General features: G+C 52.5%; 22 protein-coding genes. 7 read left to right on the forward strand and 15 right to left on the reverse strand.

Annotated elements, in window-relative coordinates; all coding sequences use genetic code 11:
* Positions 1-26 precede the first annotated feature (26 nt).
* The 15 genes from Q0Y65_RS10270 to Q0Y65_RS10340 form a co-directional block, all read right to left on the reverse strand.
* A complete protein-coding gene (locus Q0Y65_RS10270) occupies positions 27-233 on the reverse strand; it encodes a 4Fe-4S dicluster domain-containing protein (RefSeq protein WP_019680241.1) in 207 nt (68 codons plus the stop codon).
* 125 nt (positions 234-358) lie between these two features.
* The gene (locus Q0Y65_RS10275) at positions 359-1,015 is read right to left on the reverse strand and encodes a cobalamin biosynthesis protein CobQ (RefSeq protein ID WP_297959422.1); all 657 of its coding nucleotides are present in this window, start codon (positions 1,013-1,015) and stop codon (positions 359-361) included.
* A gap of 165 nt (positions 1,016-1,180) precedes the next feature.
* Entirely contained in the window at positions 1,181-1,417 is a 237-nt protein-coding gene (gene acpP, locus Q0Y65_RS10280; protein ID WP_297959423.1) for an acyl carrier protein, read from the reverse strand.
* A gap of 43 nt (positions 1,418-1,460) precedes the next feature.
* Positions 1,461-2,267 (reverse strand): acetyl-CoA carboxylase carboxyltransferase subunit alpha, encoded by an 807-nt coding sequence (locus Q0Y65_RS10285; RefSeq protein WP_297959424.1) that lies wholly within the window; start codon positions 2,265-2,267, stop codon positions 1,461-1,463.
* 2 nt (positions 2,268-2,269) lie between these two features.
* On the reverse strand, positions 2,270-3,115 hold the full coding sequence (accD, locus tag Q0Y65_RS10290) for an acetyl-CoA carboxylase, carboxyltransferase subunit beta (protein WP_297959425.1): 846 nt from the start codon (positions 3,113-3,115) through the stop codon (positions 2,270-2,272).
* Positions 3,116-3,136: 21 nt separating this feature from the next.
* Positions 3,137-4,489: an acetyl-CoA carboxylase biotin carboxylase subunit gene (gene accC, locus Q0Y65_RS10295; protein ID WP_297959426.1), complete on the reverse strand. Its 1,353-nt coding sequence runs from the start codon at positions 4,487-4,489 to the stop codon at positions 3,137-3,139.
* Between the two features lie 22 nt (positions 4,490-4,511).
* Entirely contained in the window at positions 4,512-4,955 is a 444-nt protein-coding gene (gene fabZ, locus Q0Y65_RS10300) for a 3-hydroxyacyl-ACP dehydratase FabZ (protein WP_297959427.1), read from the reverse strand.
* A 52-nt stretch (positions 4,956-5,007) separates the two neighbouring features.
* Complete coding sequence (locus tag Q0Y65_RS10305; RefSeq protein ID WP_297959428.1) at positions 5,008-5,601, reverse strand: hypothetical protein; 594 nt, start codon at positions 5,599-5,601, stop codon at positions 5,008-5,010.
* 9 nt (positions 5,602-5,610) lie between these two features.
* Positions 5,611-6,207 carry a hypothetical protein gene (locus Q0Y65_RS10310; RefSeq protein ID WP_297959429.1) on the reverse strand — a complete coding sequence of 199 codons (597 nt, stop codon included), beginning with the start codon at positions 6,205-6,207 and terminating at the stop codon, positions 5,611-5,613.
* A complete protein-coding gene (gene accB / locus Q0Y65_RS10315) occupies positions 6,207-6,680 on the reverse strand; it encodes an acetyl-CoA carboxylase biotin carboxyl carrier protein (RefSeq protein WP_297959430.1) in 474 nt (157 codons plus the stop codon). The genes Q0Y65_RS10310 and accB overlap by 1 nt, the downstream gene beginning before the upstream one ends.
* Positions 6,681-6,692: 12 nt before the next feature.
* Positions 6,693-7,949: a beta-ketoacyl-ACP synthase II gene (gene fabF, locus Q0Y65_RS10320; protein WP_297959431.1), complete on the reverse strand. Its 1,257-nt coding sequence runs from the start codon at positions 7,947-7,949 to the stop codon at positions 6,693-6,695.
* An 82-nt stretch (positions 7,950-8,031) separates the two neighbouring features.
* Positions 8,032-8,772: a 3-oxoacyl-[acyl-carrier-protein] reductase gene (gene fabG / locus Q0Y65_RS10325; RefSeq protein ID WP_297959432.1), complete on the reverse strand. Its 741-nt coding sequence runs from the start codon at positions 8,770-8,772 to the stop codon at positions 8,032-8,034.
* 110 nt (positions 8,773-8,882) lie between these two features.
* A complete protein-coding gene (locus Q0Y65_RS10330; protein WP_028519806.1) occupies positions 8,883-9,089 on the reverse strand; it encodes a DUF4177 domain-containing protein in 207 nt (68 codons plus the stop codon).
* Positions 9,086-10,012, reverse strand: coding sequence for an enoyl-[acyl-carrier-protein] reductase FabK (gene fabK, locus Q0Y65_RS10335; RefSeq protein WP_297959433.1), 927 nt, complete (start codon positions 10,010-10,012; stop codon positions 9,086-9,088). Before fabK ends, Q0Y65_RS10330 begins: the two co-directional genes overlap by 4 nt.
* A gap of 53 nt (positions 10,013-10,065) precedes the next feature.
* Complete coding sequence (locus Q0Y65_RS10340; protein WP_297959434.1) at positions 10,066-11,052, reverse strand: beta-ketoacyl-ACP synthase III; 987 nt, start codon at positions 11,050-11,052, stop codon at positions 10,066-10,068.
* A gap of 285 nt (positions 11,053-11,337) precedes the next feature.
* Here Q0Y65_RS10340 and fabD point away from each other — a divergent pair, with 285 nt between their 5' ends.
* The 7 genes from fabD to guaB all read left to right on the forward strand — a co-directional run bounded on the left by fabD (position 11,338) and on the right by guaB (position 18,064).
* Positions 11,338-12,246: an ACP S-malonyltransferase gene (gene fabD / locus Q0Y65_RS10345; protein WP_297959435.1), complete on the forward strand. Its 909-nt coding sequence runs from the start codon at positions 11,338-11,340 to the stop codon at positions 12,244-12,246.
* On the forward strand, positions 12,243-13,079 hold the full coding sequence (locus tag Q0Y65_RS10350) for a shikimate dehydrogenase (RefSeq protein ID WP_297959436.1): 837 nt from the start codon (positions 12,243-12,245) through the stop codon (positions 13,077-13,079). The genes fabD and Q0Y65_RS10350 overlap by 4 nt, the downstream gene beginning before the upstream one ends.
* Before the next feature lies 1 nt (position 13,080).
* On the forward strand, positions 13,081-13,536 hold the full coding sequence (locus tag Q0Y65_RS10355; protein ID WP_297959437.1) for a GNAT family N-acetyltransferase: 456 nt from the start codon (positions 13,081-13,083) through the stop codon (positions 13,534-13,536).
* A 10-nt stretch (positions 13,537-13,546) separates the two neighbouring features.
* A complete protein-coding gene (locus Q0Y65_RS10360) occupies positions 13,547-14,044 on the forward strand; it encodes a shikimate kinase (protein WP_297959438.1) in 498 nt (165 codons plus the stop codon).
* Positions 14,045-14,052: 8 nt separating this feature from the next.
* Entirely contained in the window at positions 14,053-15,222 is a 1,170-nt protein-coding gene (locus Q0Y65_RS10365) for an amidohydrolase (protein ID WP_297959439.1), read from the forward strand.
* Position 15,223: 1 nt separating this feature from the next.
* Entirely contained in the window at positions 15,224-16,432 is a 1,209-nt protein-coding gene (locus tag Q0Y65_RS10370; RefSeq protein WP_297959440.1) for a leucine-rich repeat protein, read from the forward strand.
* 159 nt (positions 16,433-16,591) lie between these two features.
* Positions 16,592-18,064 (forward strand): IMP dehydrogenase, encoded by a 1,473-nt coding sequence (gene guaB, locus Q0Y65_RS10375; RefSeq protein WP_297959441.1) that lies wholly within the window; start codon positions 16,592-16,594, stop codon positions 18,062-18,064.
* Positions 18,065-18,193: the final 129 nt, after the last annotated feature.

The following is an 18,193-nucleotide window of genomic DNA, read 5'->3' on the forward strand; positions in this document are numbered from 1 at the left end:
GCTGAACAGCTCCTTTCGATAAATAATTATTTTTGAATAACGATAGCGCAGTCAGGACACATAGTCGCGCACATTGCACAGCTTATGCAGGCTGACTGGTCGGTACATTCTGCGTAGAAATATCCCTTCTTGTTACGGTGCTCCTTCTGGAGAACGACGATCTTCTTGGGACAGGCAGCTGTACAGAGACCGCAGCCCTTGCAGCGCTCGGTAATAACTGTCATTTTTTCCATACCTTTCGCTCCTTTCAGATTGATTAATTATATGGTCTAATAAGGAATTCGGGGTTCGGAATCCGAAGTCAAGCACTTGCATACTCAATTCCGCATTCCGAATTCCGCATTCCGAATTAACATCATCAGCCCCAGACGGGCTTTACATATATCTTTGCGGGGAACACGTCGGGCTTGTCCGACTGCTTTGCTATATCCTCGGGGTATACCGTATATATAACGGGAAGTCCCGTAAGGCGTGAGGTCTCCTCCGCAAAGCTCCTTGACTGCTCGATGATGTCAAGATCCGTCTCGCAGCCTAAGTTGGTGTTATTGACGATGGCCGTATGCTTCATACGGGCAGCCGCCTCTATCTCATACATCAGCTTCGTTACTTCCTCAGCGGTATTGGTGAGGTAGCGGCGCTGATTGATGACGTAGTACATCTCGATATTGTCCCTGAACTGCTCCAGAGCTTCGGCATAGCGTCCGAGAGCAACAGCTCCCGCGTCGTCGCCGCCCACGTCGATAATGAGGCAGTCCTCGTCCATGGCCAGCTCTACAACGTCGAACTGTATGGATGGGATATCGAGGTTGCTCCTGGCGAAATCGGGAGCGATGAGCCTTATGCCCTTTTCCTCGAAAAGGTCCCTGAAGTCCGCTGTGCGGAAATAGGGGTTTACTATGTCAAGGTCCACTATAGCGGCAGACTTGCCCTCCCCGGCGGCCTTTACCGCCAGATTAACGGAGAAATTGGTCTTTCCGCTGCCGTAATGTCCTGTGATTATCCTGATATTTTTCATAATTATCCTCTTGACTCTATTGTGAAAAATCCTACAACCTATATTATATCACGTTAAAGCATTAATTGCAAGTGGTATTTCACAGCAGCGTTCAACTTTGACGTTTGACAAGGCAAACAAAAAAATCCCCCGACTGCCGTCAGGGGAAGTTTTCATATATCACTATTACTCAGCGTCAGTATTCTTTTCGATGTAATTAACGATGTCGCCTACTGTCTTGATCTCCTCAACAGCCTCGTCGGGGATAGAGAGATCAAACTCGTCCTCGATAGTTGTGATGAGGTCAACAACGTCCAGTGAATCAGCGCCGAGGTCGTCCTGGATATTAGAATCCATTGCTACTTCGTCTGCCTCCACACTGAGCTGTTCTGCAATAATATCTTTGAGCTTTTCAAAAATCATTATTTGGTCCTCCATTTATTCTTTATTTTTTCTCAAAACCGGCTCATTCCGTGAACGCTCCGATTTTTCTAAATTTAGTATAGCGTTCTTTAAGCAAAACGTCAATATCTTTTTTGCATTTTTCGGGGATTTTATGTGACAAATATTCGTGTATATTTTCTGAAATTTTGTCTAAATCGTTATGTGCTCCTCCGAGAGGCTCCTCAATGATGGCTTCGGCCACGCCCAGACGCACCATATCCTCGGCGGTTATCTTCATAAGCTCGCTGGCTTCCTGCTCTCTCGAAGCGTCCTTCCAGAGTATGCTTGCGAAGCCTCTTGGAGATAATACGGAGTATTCCGCGTTCTCAAGCATTGCCAGCTCGTCACACACGCCCAGGGCAAGTGCGCCGCCGCTTCCGCCCTCTCCGAGGACGATGGAGATTATGGGTGTGCGGAGAGTCATGAACTCCGCGATATTCTTTGCGATAGCCTCGCCCTGTCCGCGCTCCTCGGCTGCGACTCCGCAGAAGGCTCCGGGGGTGTCGATGAAGCATATTATGGGGCGGTGGAACTTCTCCGCCTGACGCGCTATCCTGAGAGCCTTTCTGTAGCCCTCGGGGTGGGGCATGGCAAAGTTGCAGACCTTGTTCTCATTGAGGTCTCTGCCCTTTACCTCTGCGATTATGGTCACGGGCTCGCCGTCAAGACGGGCAAGGCCGCCGATGATGGCTCTGTCGTCGCCGAAAAGGCGGTCTCCGTGCATTTCATACCAGTCTGTGAAGATCTGGGGGATATAGTCCTTTATAGTGGGTCTGCCCTTGGCGTGTACGATCTGAAGGCGTTCCCATGCTGATCTTTTCTCGTCCATACTCACGCCTCCTTAGGGTAAAATCCGTGGAGCTTCAGAAGATGCGAGAGCACGCTCCTGAGCTTCCTGCGCTCTACGATCATATCCACAAAGCCCTTGTCGTACATGAACTCCGCAAGCTGGAAGTCCTCGGGGAGCCTCTGCTTGATAGTTCCCTCGATAACTCGTCTGCCCGCAAAGCCTATGAGCACCTTGGGCTCGGCGATGATTATATCGCCCAATGAAGCAAAGCTTGCTGTTACTCCGCCTGTTGTGGGGTCTGTCATTACCGATATATAGAGCCCACCTGCCTCGCTGTGGAGCTTTACGGCGCCGGAGGTCTTGGCCATCTGCATAAGGGACACTATGCCCTCCTGCATACGGGCTCCGCCCGATGCCGTGAACATCACCACGGGGAGCTTGTGCTCCGTTGCGTATTCAAAGGCTCTGGTTATCTTCTCGCCCACGACGCTGCCCATAGAGCCCATCATGAAGCGTGAATCCATTATGCCGATAACTACGGGAGAGCCCTTTATGGTGGCCGTACCCGTTATTACTGCGTCGCTGAGTCCCGTGCTTCCGCGGAGCTCTGCCTGCTTTTCCTTGTATTCGGGGAAGTCAAGGGGGTCTGCACCGCGCAGATTGGCGTTGAACTCCCTGAAGCTCTCCTTATCCACTGTTATGGCTATACGCTCCTGTGAGGACAGCCTTCCGTGATAATTGCACTTGGGGCATACCCTGTGGAGCTCCTCATACTTGGAGAGAGGGCTGGTGCCCTGACAGCGGGGGCATTTGAACATCGGCGGCTTGTATTCCTCTTCGCCGTCGTTGAAACGCTTCTTTACAACGTTGAAAAAATCCTCAAACAATTCCGTTCACCACATTCCGTGTTATTTCTGCTTTTCTTCCATGAACCTGCCTAGGAAGCCTATATCGTATTTTCCCGCCTTGAAATCAGCGTTCCTGATTATCTCCAGCTGGAAGTCTATATTGGTATCGACGCCCTCGACGATGAACTCGGAAAGAGCCCATCTCATCTTGTTTATTGCGTCCTCTCTGTCAGAGCCGTGTGCGATGAGCTTGCTTATCATAGAATCGTAGTACGGTGTTATGGTATAGCCCTGATATACTGCGCCGTCTATCCTTATTCCCGGGCCGCCCGGCATATAGAGGGCGGTTATGGTGCCCGGTGAGGGGCGGAAGCCCTTTTCGGGATTCTCGGCGTTGATCCTGCACTCGATGGCGTGGCCGCGCATGGTAACGTCCTCCTGCTTTATCTCAAGAGGCTTGCCGTCGGCTATCTCTATCTGTGCCTTTACAAGGTCGAAGCCCGTTACCTCCTCGGTAATGGGGTGCTCCACCTGTATCCTGGTATTCATTTCCATGAAGTAGAAGTCGCGGTTCTCGTCCACAAGGAACTCGATAGTGCCTGCGTTGTAGTAGCCGCACTCCCTGGCGGCGGTAACTGCCGCTGCGCCCATTTTTGCGCGGAGCTCCTCGTCCACTATGGGGCTGGGGCACTCCTCCAGCATCTTCTGGTTGCGGCGCTGCATGGAGCAGTCGCGCTCGCAGAGATGTATATAGTTGCCGTGCTTGTCGGCGATTATCTGTATCTCCACATGGTGGGGATTGATGAGGAACTTCTCGATATATACGGCGTCGTCGCCGAAGAAGTTCTTTGCCTCCTGCTGTGCCGCAGTCATCTGCGCCTCCAGCTCCTCGGGAGTATCCACGCGGCGTATACCGCGTCCGCCGCCGCCTGCGGAGGCCTTTACCAGCACGGGGTAGCCTGCCTTTTCGGCTATCTCGCGGGCTTCCTCAAGAGAACGTACAGCGCCCTTTGAACCCGGGATAACGGGGACTCCCGCAGCAGCCATGGTCTCCTTGGCGGCTGCCTTGTCGCCCAGCATCTCTATTGACTTATATGAGGGACCGATGAAAACTATTCCGTTTGCCTCGCAGAGCTTTGCGAACTCGGCGTTCTCGGAAAGGAATCCGAAGCCCGGGTGTATGGCGTCAGCTCCCGTATTCAGCGCCGCCTGAATGATAGCGTTCATGTTGAGGTAGCTGTCCTTTGTTGCCGCAGGACCTATACATACCGCCTCATCGGCTATCTGGGCGTGGAGAGTTGTCCTGTCGGCGGTGGAATATACCGCCACACAGCGTATGCTGAGCTCTCTGCACGCTCTGATTATTCGTACAGCTATCTCGCCTCTGTTGGCGATAAGAACTTTTCTGAACATCTGTATTTATCTCCCGTATGGATTATTTATTGTCGGCTGCAATGAAGGTTATCTCGCAGGATACGGCCTTTTCGCCGCCTACAGAGGCAAGTGCCTTGCCTGTGCCCACAGGGCCGCGCTGACGTATGATCTCCACCTCAAGGTCAAGTACGTCCCCGGGGACTACCTGTCTGCGGAACTTGGCCTTGTCTATTCCGCCGAAAAGTCCTATCTTGCCCTTGAACTCGGGCTTTGAGAGTATACATACCGCTCCTGCCTGAGCCAGCATCTCCACCATGAGAACTCCGGGGGTAACGGGATAGCCCGGGAAGTGACCCTTGAACCAGAAATCGTCCTCCTTGATGTACTTTCTTGCGTGTACCTTCACGCCTACTTCCATATCAACTATCTCGTCTATGAGAAGGAAGGGATCGCGGTGAGGTATTACCTCCATTATCTGCTCTTTATTCATAAGTATATCTGACATTATCGGTTTCCTCCGTTAAAATATGTCCCCGTGAAGGGGAAGGATAGATATATCACAGGAACGTGCCGTCGTGAGGGTGGTCCCTGTTGGCTTTTTCGCGTATACTGTCATATGTGAGTTTTGTTATGCTGTCAGCGTCGCTGTTGACGGTGGTGACGTTCAGTCTCGGGAAGGAGGGATAGCCCAGCTCCTTTGAGAGCTGCTCCTCAACGTAGCTGTAGTACCACGCCATGACGAAGTTGCCTATGGGGATATAGAATGTCCTCAGTGATACGGCCAGCACGGGCAGGGATATAAGCGCCAGTATGAAACAGTTGCGGTTGTGCTTCATGAATACGAACCACACTATAAGACCGATATAGGCAACAAGTCCCAGTACCCCCAGCCATACCTGCCAGTCGGGGGTATATTCATGGGTGTTGTACTGCTCCAGGGTTGTCCTTGAAAGAGTTCCCGTAACGCTGAAGAAAAGCAGGAAGAACTGCACCACTATCCACGCATTGAACAGCTTGCGGGCTTTTTCGCGCCTGTTCTGGTTCTTCACGGCCTCTGCATTGTATTTTCTTGCTTCCTCGAACATCTCGGGAGAGGTTATGTTCCGTCCTCCCGAATCTATGGTCTCCTGATTGATATATCTGTATTCCATAGCAATCTCCTATTTAAGGAAAGAGCCGTCGTGTCTGTGGGTATTCACAGCTCTCTCCCTGATATTATCGAAGGTGAGTTCGCCGACGGTATTGGCCTCGCTGTCTATGGTGGTTATGGCAAGCTGCGTGAAGTCGGGATATCCGTCCTTTCCGCGGAGTATCCTCTCCCATTTGCTGTACCACATCCCTATGAAGAAATTGGCTGCGCACAGAACGGTCAGAACAGGGTGCACAAACACCAGCGGAAGCGAACAGAGAAGCATGACCCACGGCGTGCGGTATCCCCTGAAGCCTACGAAATAGGCATATGCCCCGACAAAGGCCAGCAGGCCTGCAACGCCTGCGATTATCCTTGCGTTGGTGGTATAGGTCTCACGATGGGTCTGTTCTATCTGCTTCATCTCTACAATAACGAAAAGTGTAATGAATATTATCACAGGCTGAGCCGCGAACCACAGTCCCATAATGATATGGTTCCTTCTCCGCCTGCAGTAGTTCCTGCCTGCGTCGATGTTGTATTCACGGGCCTCGGCATACATGGCAGGAGACGTGATATTTATAGTCCCCGCGTCGATGATGTCCTGTGTAATATACCTGTAGTTCATTACTTTATGACCATTATGGGCTGGTCGTACTCTACGGCCTGACCGTCTGAGACAAGTATCTGCTCAACGGTGCCGTCATAATCGGACTGTATCTCGTTCATGAGCTTCATGGACTCGATTATCATGATGACGTCGCCCTTCTTCACCTCGTCCCCTGTCTTTACGAAGGGTGGCTTGTCGGGTGAGGGGGCAGAATAGAACGTGCCCACGATAGGCGATTTCACCACCTTGCCGCTTACCTCCTCGGCCATTGAAGCCTCGCTCTCCGCAAGCACTCCGTCCTCGGGGACTGCCGTATGGACGGCAGGCTGTGCCATAACGGGCATAGCTACAGGCGGAAGGGGCTTTCTGCCCTTGAGAGTTATGGTGTTCTCTCCGCTTGCGATGGTGAGCTCAGAGAGATCCTTCTTATTTATTATATCAGCAAGTCTCTCTATAGTTTCAAGGTCGAACTGACCGTAGATCTTTTCCATTTATTATCCTCCTTAATCCGTTACCCTTCTGAAGCAGAGGGTAGCGTTATGTCCGCCGAATCCAAGGGAATTGGACAGCACGGCATTTACCTCCTGCTCTGAATTACCGTCTCCGCAGTAATCGAGGTCGCACTCTTCATCGGGCACCTTATATCCCACTGTTGCGTGAATAAAGCCCTCCTGCACCGACTTGGCACAGACTACCGCCTCCACGGCGCCTGCTGCGCCGAGAAGATGTCCTATCATGGACTTGGTAGAGCTTATCTTCACTCTTCCGGCCTCATCGCCCATTGCCAGCTTTATCGCTGCGGTCTCGTACTTGTCGTTGAGGCCTGTGGACGTACCGTGTGCATTTATATAATCTATATCGGCAGGAGTAAGGCCTGCCTCCTCCATTGCCAGCTGCATACCCTTTGCCGCAGCCTCTCCGCCGGGCATGGGCGAGGTCATGTGATAGCCGTCGCAGGTAGCTCCGTAACCTGCTATCTCTGCGTATATCTTAGCACCTCTTGCCTTGGCGTGCTCATACTCCTCAAGCACGAGAACAGCGCTTCCCTCGCCGAGGACGAAGCCGCTTCTCTCCTTGTCGAAGGGTATGGAGGCTCTTGTGAGATCGCTGCTCTTGGTGAGAGCCTTCATATTTGCAAAGCCGCCGAAGGTGAATTCAACTCTTGTGGACTCCGTTCCTCCTGCAAGACAGGCGTCAAGATAGCCGTCCTTGATCTTGCGGAAGGCCTCGCCGATAGAGTGGGTCGACGAAGCGCAGGCGGTGGTTATATCGAAATTGGCTCCCCTGAAGCCTGTTTTCATCGAAATGGAGCCTGCTGCCATATTGCTTATCATCATAGGGATATAGAAAGCGGAAACTCTGCCCGGGCCCTTTTCCAGATACTTGCAGTGCTCGGAGAGGGTAAGATCCACGCCTCCTATGCCCGAGCCAACCAGTACGCCTACCCTGTAGGGATCCAGATCCTTCAGGTCTGTACCTGCATCGGTGAGAGCCTCATGAGCGGCAACAACGGCGTATTTCGTGAAGGTGTCCATGTGCTTTGCTTCCTTCTTGGTGAAGCAGCCCTGAACGTCGTAATAATCCTCTTCATTGAAGTCGCGGACTATGCCTGCGATCTTTACGCCCGTGCGATCTGTATCGAACATATCAATGAAGGATATGCCCAGCTTGTTGGCTTTTATTCCTGCCCAGAACTTCTCAACGCCTGTTCCGAGGGGAGTAACAGCTCCCATTCCTGTGATAACAACTCTTCTGCTCATAAATATACCTTTCTTAGTTAAAATGGAAATGTGTGGTGTGTGTGGAGCCTCAGCTCCTTAGTGCGTCGTATGCCTTATTATGTCACATCGAAAGTCCGCCCGATATCTCTATGACCTGTCCCGTAACGTATGAAGCGTTATCGGATACAAGGAAGGATACCACCGAGGCTATCTCCTCGGGCTCGCCGTAGCGTCTGAGCGCCACAGCCTCTATCATCTTCTCCTTGAGCTCGTCGGAGAGCACGTCGGTCATGGGCGTCCTGATAAGACCGGGAGCTACGGCGTTGCAGGTGATATTGCGGGAGCCGAACTCCTTGGCTACGGTCTTTGTCATGCCTATGACAGCTGCCTTTGAAGCGGAATAGTTCATCTGTCCGGGATTTCCGTAAAGTCCCGCAACAGAGGCAACATTGACTATCCTGCCGTGTCTCTGCTTCATCATGACGGCAGTAACGTGCTTTGTCATGTTGTATACGCTCTTCTGATTTACAGCGATGACTGCATCATACTCGTCCTCGCTCATTCTTGCAAGGAGCTTGTCCTTGGTGATGCCTGCGTTGTTAACAAGAGCGTCTATGGTGCCGAAGTCGGCCTTTATCTGCTTTACCATGGCCTCGCACTGGTCGAATTTCGATACGTCTGCCGCATAGCACTCAGCCTTTACGCCGAAGGCACGGCACTCCTCCGCAACAGCAAGAGCCTTTTCCTTATCGCTGTCGCTGGGATAATGATTTATAACTACATCGAAGCCGTCCTTTGCAAGTCTTTTTGCGATGCAGGCGCCTATTCCCTGAGAAGCGCCCGTGATTATTGCAGTTGCCATAATTTTACCTCCGTTATGGTATTCTGGATTGCTGTATCTTATTCTATCATCTTTTGCGGCGGATGTTAACGTGAAAAATGTCACTTTCCGCAGTTACAAATGTAACTTTTTTATTGAAGCTCCTTTTCAAATATCATGTCATACTCCGCCATGATACCGTGTGAGCCCATTATCCTCACAGGGACATTCCCCACATATCTGTAGCCCATGGAAGCCATATGCTCTATAGCCTCCCGGGGAGACATTTCCGTGCCGTCCTTTTTATAGTGGAAGTATCCCGTAAGGCTTATCTTTACTCTGAGATACTTGTATCTCATATTTTCAGGAGCTTTTCTGCGCCGTCGTTTATTTCCTTTACTATATCCGCACAGGTCTTTATCTCGTTGACCATGCCGGAGATAGCTCCGCAGAGGAACGAACCGCTGTCCACATCGCCGTCAACTACGGCTCTGCGGAGAGCTCCCACTGTGAGCTGCTCGAACTCCTCGGGAGAGAGAGTTCCCTCCTTCTCGCCTGTTGCAAGCTTCTTTGCGAACTTGGTCTTGATATTCCTGCACGGATGGCCTGTATATCTGCCTGTTACGATGTTGTCGGTATCCTTTGCCTTGATGACCAGCTCCTTGAAGGTGGGGTGTATCTGACACTCCTCGGAAGCAAGGAAGCGTGTGCCTATCTGGACGCCCTCTGCGCCCAGCATGAATGCAGCAGCCATACCTCTGCCGTCAGCGATTCCGCCTGCGGCGATAACGGGTATCTCCACTGCGTCAACTACCTGGGGAACAAGACACATTGTTGTGTTCTCGCCGATATGTCCGCCGGACTCGGTGCCCTCCGCGATAACTGCGTCGGCGCCTGATTTCTCCATTCTCTTTGCCAGTGCAACTGAGGGAACTACGGGCATTACCTTTATGCCTGCTTCCTTCCATGCTGCCATGTATTTGCCCGGATTGCCCGCGCCTGTGGTGATGACCTTAACGCCCTCGTCTATGCAGAGCTGGGCAAGATCGTCGGCATTGGGACTCATGAGCATTATATTCACGCCGAAGGGCTTATCCGTCTTTTCCTTGCACAGGCGTATCTGCTCACGGAGATAGTCTATGGGAGCGCTTCCTCCTGCGATCAGTCCTATTCCGCCTGCATTGGATACTGCGGAAGCCAGTGTGTGCTCGGCTACCCATGCCATACCGCCCTGAATTATGGGGTATTCGCAGCCGAGAAGCTCTGTGATGCGTGTTTTCATAGTAGTTCTCCTTTTTTGTCAGGACTGATCCGAACGTCAGCCCCGTATAGTTCTCAGTATTCCAGTATAATGCCGCCGTAGGTAAGACCTGCTCCGAAGCCTATGAGAGCAAGCTTCTGTCCGCGCTTTATCATGCCCTTTTCTATGGCCTCGCACAGTGCAAGGGGTATGGAAGCGCTGGAGGTATTGCCGTAATGATCGAGGGTCACGATGAATTTCTCCATGGGAGCCCCCAGCTTCTTTGCGGCGGTCTCGATTATCCTGATATTGGCCTGATGAGGCACGAACCAGTCTATATCGTCCTTGGTTATATTTATCTTTTCGGCCGCAAGCTCAAATGAACGGGGCAGCGCCTGCACCGCGAACTTGTAGACCTCTTTTCCGTTCTGATAGAGCTTGTGGAGGGGCATCTGCGGGAAGGGATCCTCAAAATCGCTTTCCTGCGCCACCTCGGGAGCTACCTGCATAGCCCTTGCACAAAGATAGCCTGCGCCGCTGCCCTCCGAGCGCAGAGCCGATGAGAAGAGCTTGCCGCTCTTTTCCACAACTACCGCAGCCGCTCCGTCTCCGAAGAGTATACAGGAGGATCTGTCTGTAAAGTCAAGGAAGCGTGAAAGAGCTTCGTTTGCAACGATAAGGACGTACTTCAGCGAATCGTCAGTCTCCAGGAAACGTCTTGCGGTATCCAGAGCATACACAAAGCCAGAGCAGGCGGCATTCATATCAAAGGCGGCAGCATTTACGGCTCCCACCTCGTGCTGGATAACGCTGGACATACTTGGGGTATGAAAATCAGAGGTCGCCGTACAGGATATGACAAGACCGATATCCGCAGGATCTATCCCCGAAGCCTCCACTGCACGGAGAGAGGCCTGCTTTCCCATGTACCATGTAGGCTCCCAGCCTGCCATGGGACGCTGCTTTATGCCTGTTCTTGTACTTATCCATTCGTCATTGGTCTCGACAAAGCGTGTGAAATCGTCGTTTGTCAGAACCTGATCAGGCACATATCTGCCCATTCCCAAAATGTTTACGCCCATCAAATACTCCTTAGAAACAATAAAATTATAAAAACATGGTTGTAAAAACCAGAAAATTATGTTATAGTAATAGTGTTGGCAGGCTGTCCGCTGACCTTTTTCGTCAAACGGGCATAATACCATGCATATAATATTGTAATTCATTTTGAGTTTTTTTGCAACGATATTTTGTCACTTTGACAAAACAAAAACAAAATATCGTCATTTCTCACAAAAAAGCAATAAGATATTAAGATGTTTTTACTAAAGCACTGCATATATCGCACAGAAAGGAAGTTTATTATTATGACAATTTCACTATTCTCGGGACAGGGCTCACAGTATGAGGGCATGGGTCAGGATATCGCGGAGTCATTCCCCGAAGTCCTGTCTGTCTACGAGACAGGCTCTGAGATACTGGGCTTCGATCTGAAGGAGATGTGCTTCAGCGCTCCCCTTGACGAGCTGTCCAGGACTATCAACTCACAGCCCGCTATCATGGCTACCTCTATCGTGTGCCTGAAGGCTGCCCAGAGCAGGGGCTTCACCTTCGACGGCGTGGCAGGTCACTCCCTGGGAGAATATGCCGCTATGTACGCCTCGGGAATGATATCCCTTGAGGACGCTTTCCGCCTTATAAAGGCAAGGGCTGCCGCTATGGAGGAGGCTACCGCCTCGGCCGAGGGCGCTATGGCTGCCGTGATGAAGATAGCTCCCGAGGAAGTGGAGAAGGTCTGCGGAGAGGCAAATAACTTCGTCACCCCGGTAAACTACAACTCCCCGCTCCAGACCGTTATCGCAGGTACTCCCAAGGGTATAGAGGAGGTCACCGACATATTCAAGGGCATGAAGGCAAGAGTTATCCCCCTCAATGTTGCGGGAGCCTTCCATTCAAAGCTCATGCAGCCCGCTGCGGACAAATTCTACGAGACCGCAAAGACAATTGGGTTCAAGGCTCCGCAGGTGAAGTACTATTCCAACCTCACAGGCGGCGAGCTCACAGACTTCTCGGATATGGCGTCAATTCTGGCAAAGCATATCGTATCTCCCGTGCGCTTTACCTCCGAGCTTGCAGCTATGCATGAGGCAGGCGCCGACAAATTCGTTGAATTCGGCCCCGGAAGAACTCTTACGGGACTTGTGAAAAAGACGCTCAAGGACGTGACAGCTGTAAATGTTGAGGATACAGAAACACTTGAAGGAGCATTATCATGAATAAATTCGCACTTATCGGCCACCCACTGGGACACTCCATGTCCCCTCTCATACACGAAAAGCTGTTCGCTCTCAGCGGACTTGACGATACCTCCTACGAGCTCATAGACATAGCTCCCGAGGATATAGCCGGCAGCCGCGGACTTCTGGAAGGTCTCCGCGGCCTCAATGTCACTATCCCTCACAAGCAGGCTGTCATATCTCTGGTGGACGAGCTTGCGGACAGCGCTCAGCGCTACAACTCCGTAAACTGCATCAGCAACCGCGACGGCAGGCTCACAGGCTACAACACCGACTGCGACGGTTTCCTGCGCTCTGCGGAGCTCCTTCCCATAGGCGGGAATGTGGCTATACTTGGCTGCGGCGGCGTCGGCAGAATGATCGCCATTGAGGTGGCTCGCCACGGCGGCAATATCACCCTTGCCGTTATCCCCCAGGACGTAAAGAACGCCCAGCTCCTCATGGCGGAGATACTGGCAAAGTGCAGCGGCGCTTCCGTAAGGATAGCCGATATATCCACTCTCGACGGCAGCTACGACCTGCTCATAAACGCTACCCCCGTAGGTATGTACCCCAAGGTGGACGCCTGCGCGGTCAGCGATACCGTTATCGAAAACTCGCTCAGCGTATTCGACGTTATATACAACCCCACCGAGACCCTTCTCATGAAGAAGGCACGGGCTCTCGGCAAGACCGCTGTGGGCGGCGCTTCCATGCTGGTATATCAGGCAGTAAAGGCTCATGAGATATGGTACGGCGGAAGCTTCTCCACAGAGGATATCTCAAAGATAATCCTTGACGTCGAAAATGCTGTTGACAGCATGAACAAGTGATATGATAAGGCCTGCAAAAACACAGGACGCCTCCCGTATCGCCGAGATAATCATAACCAATTACCGCGTGAACTTCTACCCCTTCTTCCGCAATGATGACTTCTATTTCAGGGAACTCAATGTTGTGGATATGGCGGCGGAATACGCCGAGGGCTCCGAAGAGCTCGCCCACACATACGTCTATGACGACAACGGCGTTGTCAAGGGCATTATCCGTGTAAACGGCACCGAGGTGGTAAAGCTCTATGTGGAGCCTCAGTTCCAGAGCGGCGGCATAGGCGGGGCGCTTCTGCAATTTGCAGTGGAGAGCTTCGGCGCGGACAACCTCTGGGCGCTGGAGTACAACACCCGCGGCATAGCCTTTTATGAGCGCCACGGCTTCGAGCTGACAGGCGAGAAAATGATAGAGGACGAATGGGTACCGCTGGTAAAGCTGGCGCGTAACAAGCAAGAATAAGGAGAATACTATGACTGTATTTTTATGCGGCTTTATGGGCTGCGGAAAATCTACTATAGGCAAGCTTGCAGCTAAAAAGCTTGGCTGCGGCTTCTGCGACACGGACGACCTCATCGTCCGCACTCTGGAAATGACCATACCCGAGATATTCGAGAAAAAGGGCGAGCCCTTCTTCCGTCAGACCGAGGCTGAGATAGTAAAGTCCCTCTGCGGCAAGACCACAGTTGCGGCCTGCGGCGGCGGCGCAATGCTCAATCCCGATACCGCTAAGGCTGCAAAGGAGGCAGGTGCGGCCGTCGTTTTCCTCGATGTGCCCTTTGAGACCTGCTACGAGCGAATCAAGGACGATACCAACCGTCCCATCGTGATGAAGTCCACCAAGGAGGAGCTGGAAGCCCTCTATAATTCGCGCAGGGACGTTTACCTTGCACACTCCACTGTCAGACTCGACTGCGTCGGCAGCCCCGTTGAAAATGCGGAGCGCATCGCCGAGGCCGTAAGAAGGTGAGTAATACTATGCTTATCTACAATGCTGAGATACACACCATGGACTCCCGTGGCGTCATACCCGTGGGCTGGCTGGAGACCGAAGAGGGCTCCATAAAGGCCATAGGTGAGGGAGCTCCTGATAATATTCCCGAGGACAGCATAGACGCACAGGGCGGTATGCTCCTCCCCGGCTTTATCGACGCCCACAATCACCTTGGCATAATCGAGGACGGTCTTGACTTCGAGGGCGACGACTGCAACGAATCCACAGATCCCTTTACTCCACAGATGAGGGCTATCGACGGCATAAATCCCTTCGACCGCTGCTTCGAGGAGGCCCGTATGCGCGGCATAACCGCCGTGGCTTCAAGTCCCGGAAGCGCCAATCCCTGCGGCGGCGAGATAGCTGCCGTAAAGACCTGCGGCAGACGCATCGACGATATGCTCATACGCAGCTGCGGCATTAAATTTGCTCTGGGCGAAAACCCCAAGAACGTATACAACGGACGTGAGGAGACTCCCATTACCCGTATGGCCATTGCCGCCCTCATAAGGGAGGGGCTCTACAAGGCAAGGCGCTACGTCCACGATATGGGCAGCTACTACTCCGACAGCGAGAACTACGATCCCCCCGAGTACGATATAAAGTGCGAGGCTCTCATGGCTCTCCTCGACCGCAAGGTGAAGGCTTTCTTCCACTGTCACCGCGCCGACGATATCTGCACGGCCATGCGTATCTCAAAGGAGTTCGGCCTTGACGCCGTTATAATCCACGGCACCGAGGGCTACAGGATCGCAGATATCCTCGCGGAGGAGAATATCCCCGTGATATGCGGCCCCCTGATGTGCGACCGCTGCAAGCCCGAAATGCGCGGCCTCGAACTGAAAAACGCCTCCGCTCTCCACGAAAGCGGAGTAAAGATAGCTATATGCACAGACCACACCGTCATTCCCGTACAGTACCTGCCCCTGTCCGCACAGGCTGCGGTAAAGGGCGGTCTCGAATTTGACGACGCCATAGAGACTCTCACCTCTGCGCCTGCCGCCATACTTGGCATAGACGACGTTACAGGCTCGCTGAAGGAGGGCAAGGACGCGGATATTCAGCTCTACAAAAAGGGCTGCAATCCCCTTGATCTCATGTCGGAGCCTCTGCTGGTCATGATAAACGGCAGTATATGCCGCAGGGAGATATGATATGAAAAGGGCAGTATCTGTAATAGCTGCCGCTGTCATGCTGACTGCCGCAGCTCCCGTCGGGACCTCGGCGGCTGAGGATACAGGCAGCTTCATGCTCAGCTATACCGTTGAGAACAAACAGGCTACCGTCACAGGCTGCATCGGCAGCGACGCCGTTATCGTCATACCCTCCGAGCTGGAGGGCTTCCCCGTAACTGCCGTGGCAGACGACGCCTTTTCGGGGAATACCGACATAACCATATGCGTTATCCCCGACAGCGTGAAGTCCATAGGCGAAAGAGCCTTCAGCACCTGTCCTGCGCTGAGCACCATAACCCTCGGCAGCGGCGTGACGAAAATAGGCGATTACGCCTTTACCGCCTGCCCTGCCCTGTCGTATATCGACGTCAACAAGGATAATCCCACCTACAGCAATGTAAACGGCTGTCTTTATGAGAACGGCAGCGATCTGCTGCTCTATGCAGGCCCTGCCGACGCCGTCATAAACAAGGACACAAAGACTGTCCGCAAGGGCGCCTTCTTCGGAAAGGCGGATATAGTCTCGGTAGCATTTCCCGACTCTGTCACGGTGGTCGATGACAATGCCTTTGCAGGCTGCCTTTCGCTGAAAAGCGTGGATATTCCCGACTCTGTCACAACTCTGGGAAAGGGCTGCTTCATGAGCTGCAGCGCTCTTGAAACAGTGTCGCTGAGCAGCTCGGTGAAGTCCATACCCGAAAACTGCTTCAACTCCTGTACTTCTCTCAGGAACGCACCTTTCCCCGACAGTATCACCTCCGTAGGGAACGGCGCCTTCTACAGCTGCGCCGGCATGAGCAATATCTACCTGCCAGCCTCCGTAAAGACCATAGGCAGCGAAGCCTTCGGCAGGCGCTATGACGTAAGAAGCAGCGCCTCGGAGAACATCTCGGGCTTCGTCATCAGAGGCGAAAAGGGCTCTGCCGCCGAAAAGTACGCAAGCGACCGTAAGCTGGCCTTCGCGGAGGGACATCTCGAAAAGGGCGACGTCAACAGCGACGGAGACGTGAATGCTGTGGACGCTTCTCTGGTGCTGGCCGAGTACGCGGCAACGTCCTCGGATAATCCCGGCCGCTTCACCGGCGACGCAAATACCGCCGCAGACTGGAACGGCGACGGCGATATAAACGCTGTGGACGCTTCGGCTATACTGGCATTTTACGCCGCAAGCTCCGTAACGTCACTTTAACACTGAATAGCTTTAAAATATCAAATTGCTTTTTTCGCCAAAACCCGACCTTTTTTGAAGCAAAAATTTCTATGTCATGCCTACCGCCCAAACTATTGACATAGACCCGTAAAAATAGTATCATTAAAGTTAATAATATCAATGCAAGGAGGAATTATTATGCTGACCGACATGAACAGCAAATTTCAGAAGGAAGGTCTCACCTTCGATGATGTGCTGCTTATACCCGCTGAATCAAATGTTACTCCCAACATGATCCAGATCGGTACTCAGCTCACTAAGACTGTCCGCCTCAATACTCCCATCATGACTGCCGCTATGGACACCGTTACAGATTCCCGTATGGCTATCGCCATCGCCCGTGAGGGAGGTATCGGTATCATACACAAGAATATGTCCATCGAGCAGCAGGCCGAAGAGGTCGATAAGGTCAAGAGAAGCGAGAACGGCGTTATCGTAAACCCCTTCTCTCTTACCGAGGATCATATCGTTGCTGACGCTGACGAGCTTATGGGTAAGTACAAGATCTCGGGCGTTCCAATTGTTGACGCCAAGGGCAAGCTCATGGGCATCATCACCAACAGAGATATGCGCTTCCTCACAGACTTCAACGCAAAGATCTCAGAGGTCATGACAAAGGACAACCTCATCACTGCGCCTGTAGGTACTACTCTTGAGCAGGCTCAGGATATTCTCCGCGCACACAAGATCGAAAAGCTCCCCATTGTTGACGAGGCAGGCTACCTCAAGGGACTCATCACTATCAAGGATATTGAAAAGTCCGTACAGTACCCCAATTCTGCCCGCGACAATAAAGGAAGGCTCCTCTGCGGCGCCGCTATCGGTGTGACTGCAAACGTCCTTGAAAGAGCTAAGGCTCTCATCGACGCTCAGGCTGACGTTCTCGTCCTTGACTCTGCTCACGGACACAGCGCCAACATCATCAAGTGCCTGAAAATGGTCAAGGAAGCCTATCCCGATATGCCAGTTATCGCAGGAAATATCGCTACAGCAGAAGCCGCCGAAGCTCTTATCGCAGCAGGTGCCGACTGCCTGAAGGTAGGTATCGGCCCCGGTTCCATCTGTACCACCCGTGTGGTCGCAGGTATCGGCGTTCCCCAGATCACAGCAGTATATGACGTTGCCTGCGTCGCCCAGAAGTACGGTATCCCCGTTATCGCTGACGGCGGTATCAAGTATTCCGGCGATATCGTAAAGGCTCTTGCAGCAGGCGCAAATGTAGTTATGCTCGGCTCGCTCCTTGCAGGCTGTGCAGAAGCTCCCGGTGAGACCGAAATATATCAGGGCCGTCAGTTCAAGGTTTACAGAGGCATGGGAAGCCTCGGCGCTATGGCCTGCGGTTCCAAGGACAGATATTTCCAGGAGGGCGCCAAGAAGCTGGTTCCCGAGGGCGTAGAGGGACGAGTTCCCTTCAAGGGCCCCGTTGCGGACACTATCTTCCAGCTTGTGGGCGGTATCCGTTCGGGTATGGGATACTGCGGATGTGTTGACATCCCCACGCTCCACGAGAAGGCAAAGTTCATACGCATTACAGGCGCAGGACTCAAGGAGAGCCACCCCCACGATATCTATATCACAAAGGAAGCTCCCAACTACTCAACACAGATATAAGCAGCGTGACGCTGCACCCTTGACACGGTGTCGCTTGTTTCACGCGCTCACTATTGCAAAAAATGATAGTCGTACATCGCTTACGGCACAGTATAAAGGTAAAGGCGGACATGATGTCCGCCTTTTTTA

It is taken from the genome of uncultured Ruminococcus sp., assembly GCF_947301925.1.
Taxonomy (GTDB): domain Bacteria; phylum Bacillota; class Clostridia; order Oscillospirales; family Ruminococcaceae; genus Ruminococcus.

Coding starts and splice junctions, on each gene's coding strand:
- Q0Y65_RS10270 (WP_019680241.1), bottom strand. CDS start 233: ATGGAAAAAATGACAGTTATTACCGAGCGCTGCAAGGGCTGCGGTCTC.
- Q0Y65_RS10275 (WP_297959422.1), bottom strand. CDS start 1,015: ATGAAAAATATCAGGATAATCACAGGACATTACGGCAGCGGAAAGACC.
- acpP (WP_297959423.1), bottom strand. CDS start 1,417: ATGATTTTTGAAAAGCTCAAAGATATTATTGCAGAACAGCTCAGTGTG.
- Q0Y65_RS10285 (WP_297959424.1), bottom strand. CDS start 2,267: ATGGACGAGAAAAGATCAGCATGGGAACGCCTTCAGATCGTACACGCC.
- accC (WP_297959426.1), bottom strand. CDS start 4,489: ATGTTCAGAAAAGTTCTTATCGCCAACAGAGGCGAGATAGCTGTACGA.
- fabZ (WP_297959427.1), bottom strand. CDS start 4,955: ATGTCAGATATACTTATGAATAAAGAGCAGATAATGGAGGTAATACCT.
- Q0Y65_RS10305 (WP_297959428.1), bottom strand. CDS start 5,601: ATGGAATACAGATATATCAATCAGGAGACCATAGATTCGGGAGGACGG.
- Q0Y65_RS10310 (WP_297959429.1), bottom strand. CDS start 6,207: ATGAACTACAGGTATATTACACAGGACATCATCGACGCGGGGACTATA.
- accB (WP_297959430.1), bottom strand. CDS start 6,680: ATGGAAAAGATCTACGGTCAGTTCGACCTTGAAACTATAGAGAGACTT.
- fabF (WP_297959431.1), bottom strand. CDS start 7,949: ATGAGCAGAAGAGTTGTTATCACAGGAATGGGAGCTGTTACTCCCCTC.
- fabG (WP_297959432.1), bottom strand. CDS start 8,772: ATGGCAACTGCAATAATCACGGGCGCTTCTCAGGGAATAGGCGCCTGC.
- Q0Y65_RS10330 (WP_028519806.1), bottom strand. CDS start 9,089: ATGAGATACAAGTATCTCAGAGTAAAGATAAGCCTTACGGGATACTTC.
- fabK (WP_297959433.1), bottom strand. CDS start 10,012: ATGAAAACACGCATCACAGAGCTTCTCGGCTGCGAATACCCCATAATT.
- Q0Y65_RS10340 (WP_297959434.1), bottom strand. CDS start 11,052: ATGGGCGTAAACATTTTGGGAATGGGCAGATATGTGCCTGATCAGGTT.
- fabD (WP_297959435.1), top strand. CDS start 11,338: ATGACAATTTCACTATTCTCGGGACAGGGCTCACAGTATGAGGGCATG.
- Q0Y65_RS10350 (WP_297959436.1), top strand. CDS start 12,243: ATGAATAAATTCGCACTTATCGGCCACCCACTGGGACACTCCATGTCC.
- Q0Y65_RS10355 (WP_297959437.1), top strand. CDS start 13,081: ATGATAAGGCCTGCAAAAACACAGGACGCCTCCCGTATCGCCGAGATA.
- Q0Y65_RS10360 (WP_297959438.1), top strand. CDS start 13,547: ATGACTGTATTTTTATGCGGCTTTATGGGCTGCGGAAAATCTACTATA.
- Q0Y65_RS10365 (WP_297959439.1), top strand. CDS start 14,053: ATGCTTATCTACAATGCTGAGATACACACCATGGACTCCCGTGGCGTC.
- Q0Y65_RS10370 (WP_297959440.1), top strand. CDS start 15,224: ATGAAAAGGGCAGTATCTGTAATAGCTGCCGCTGTCATGCTGACTGCC.
- guaB (WP_297959441.1), top strand. CDS start 16,592: ATGCTGACCGACATGAACAGCAAATTTCAGAAGGAAGGTCTCACCTTC.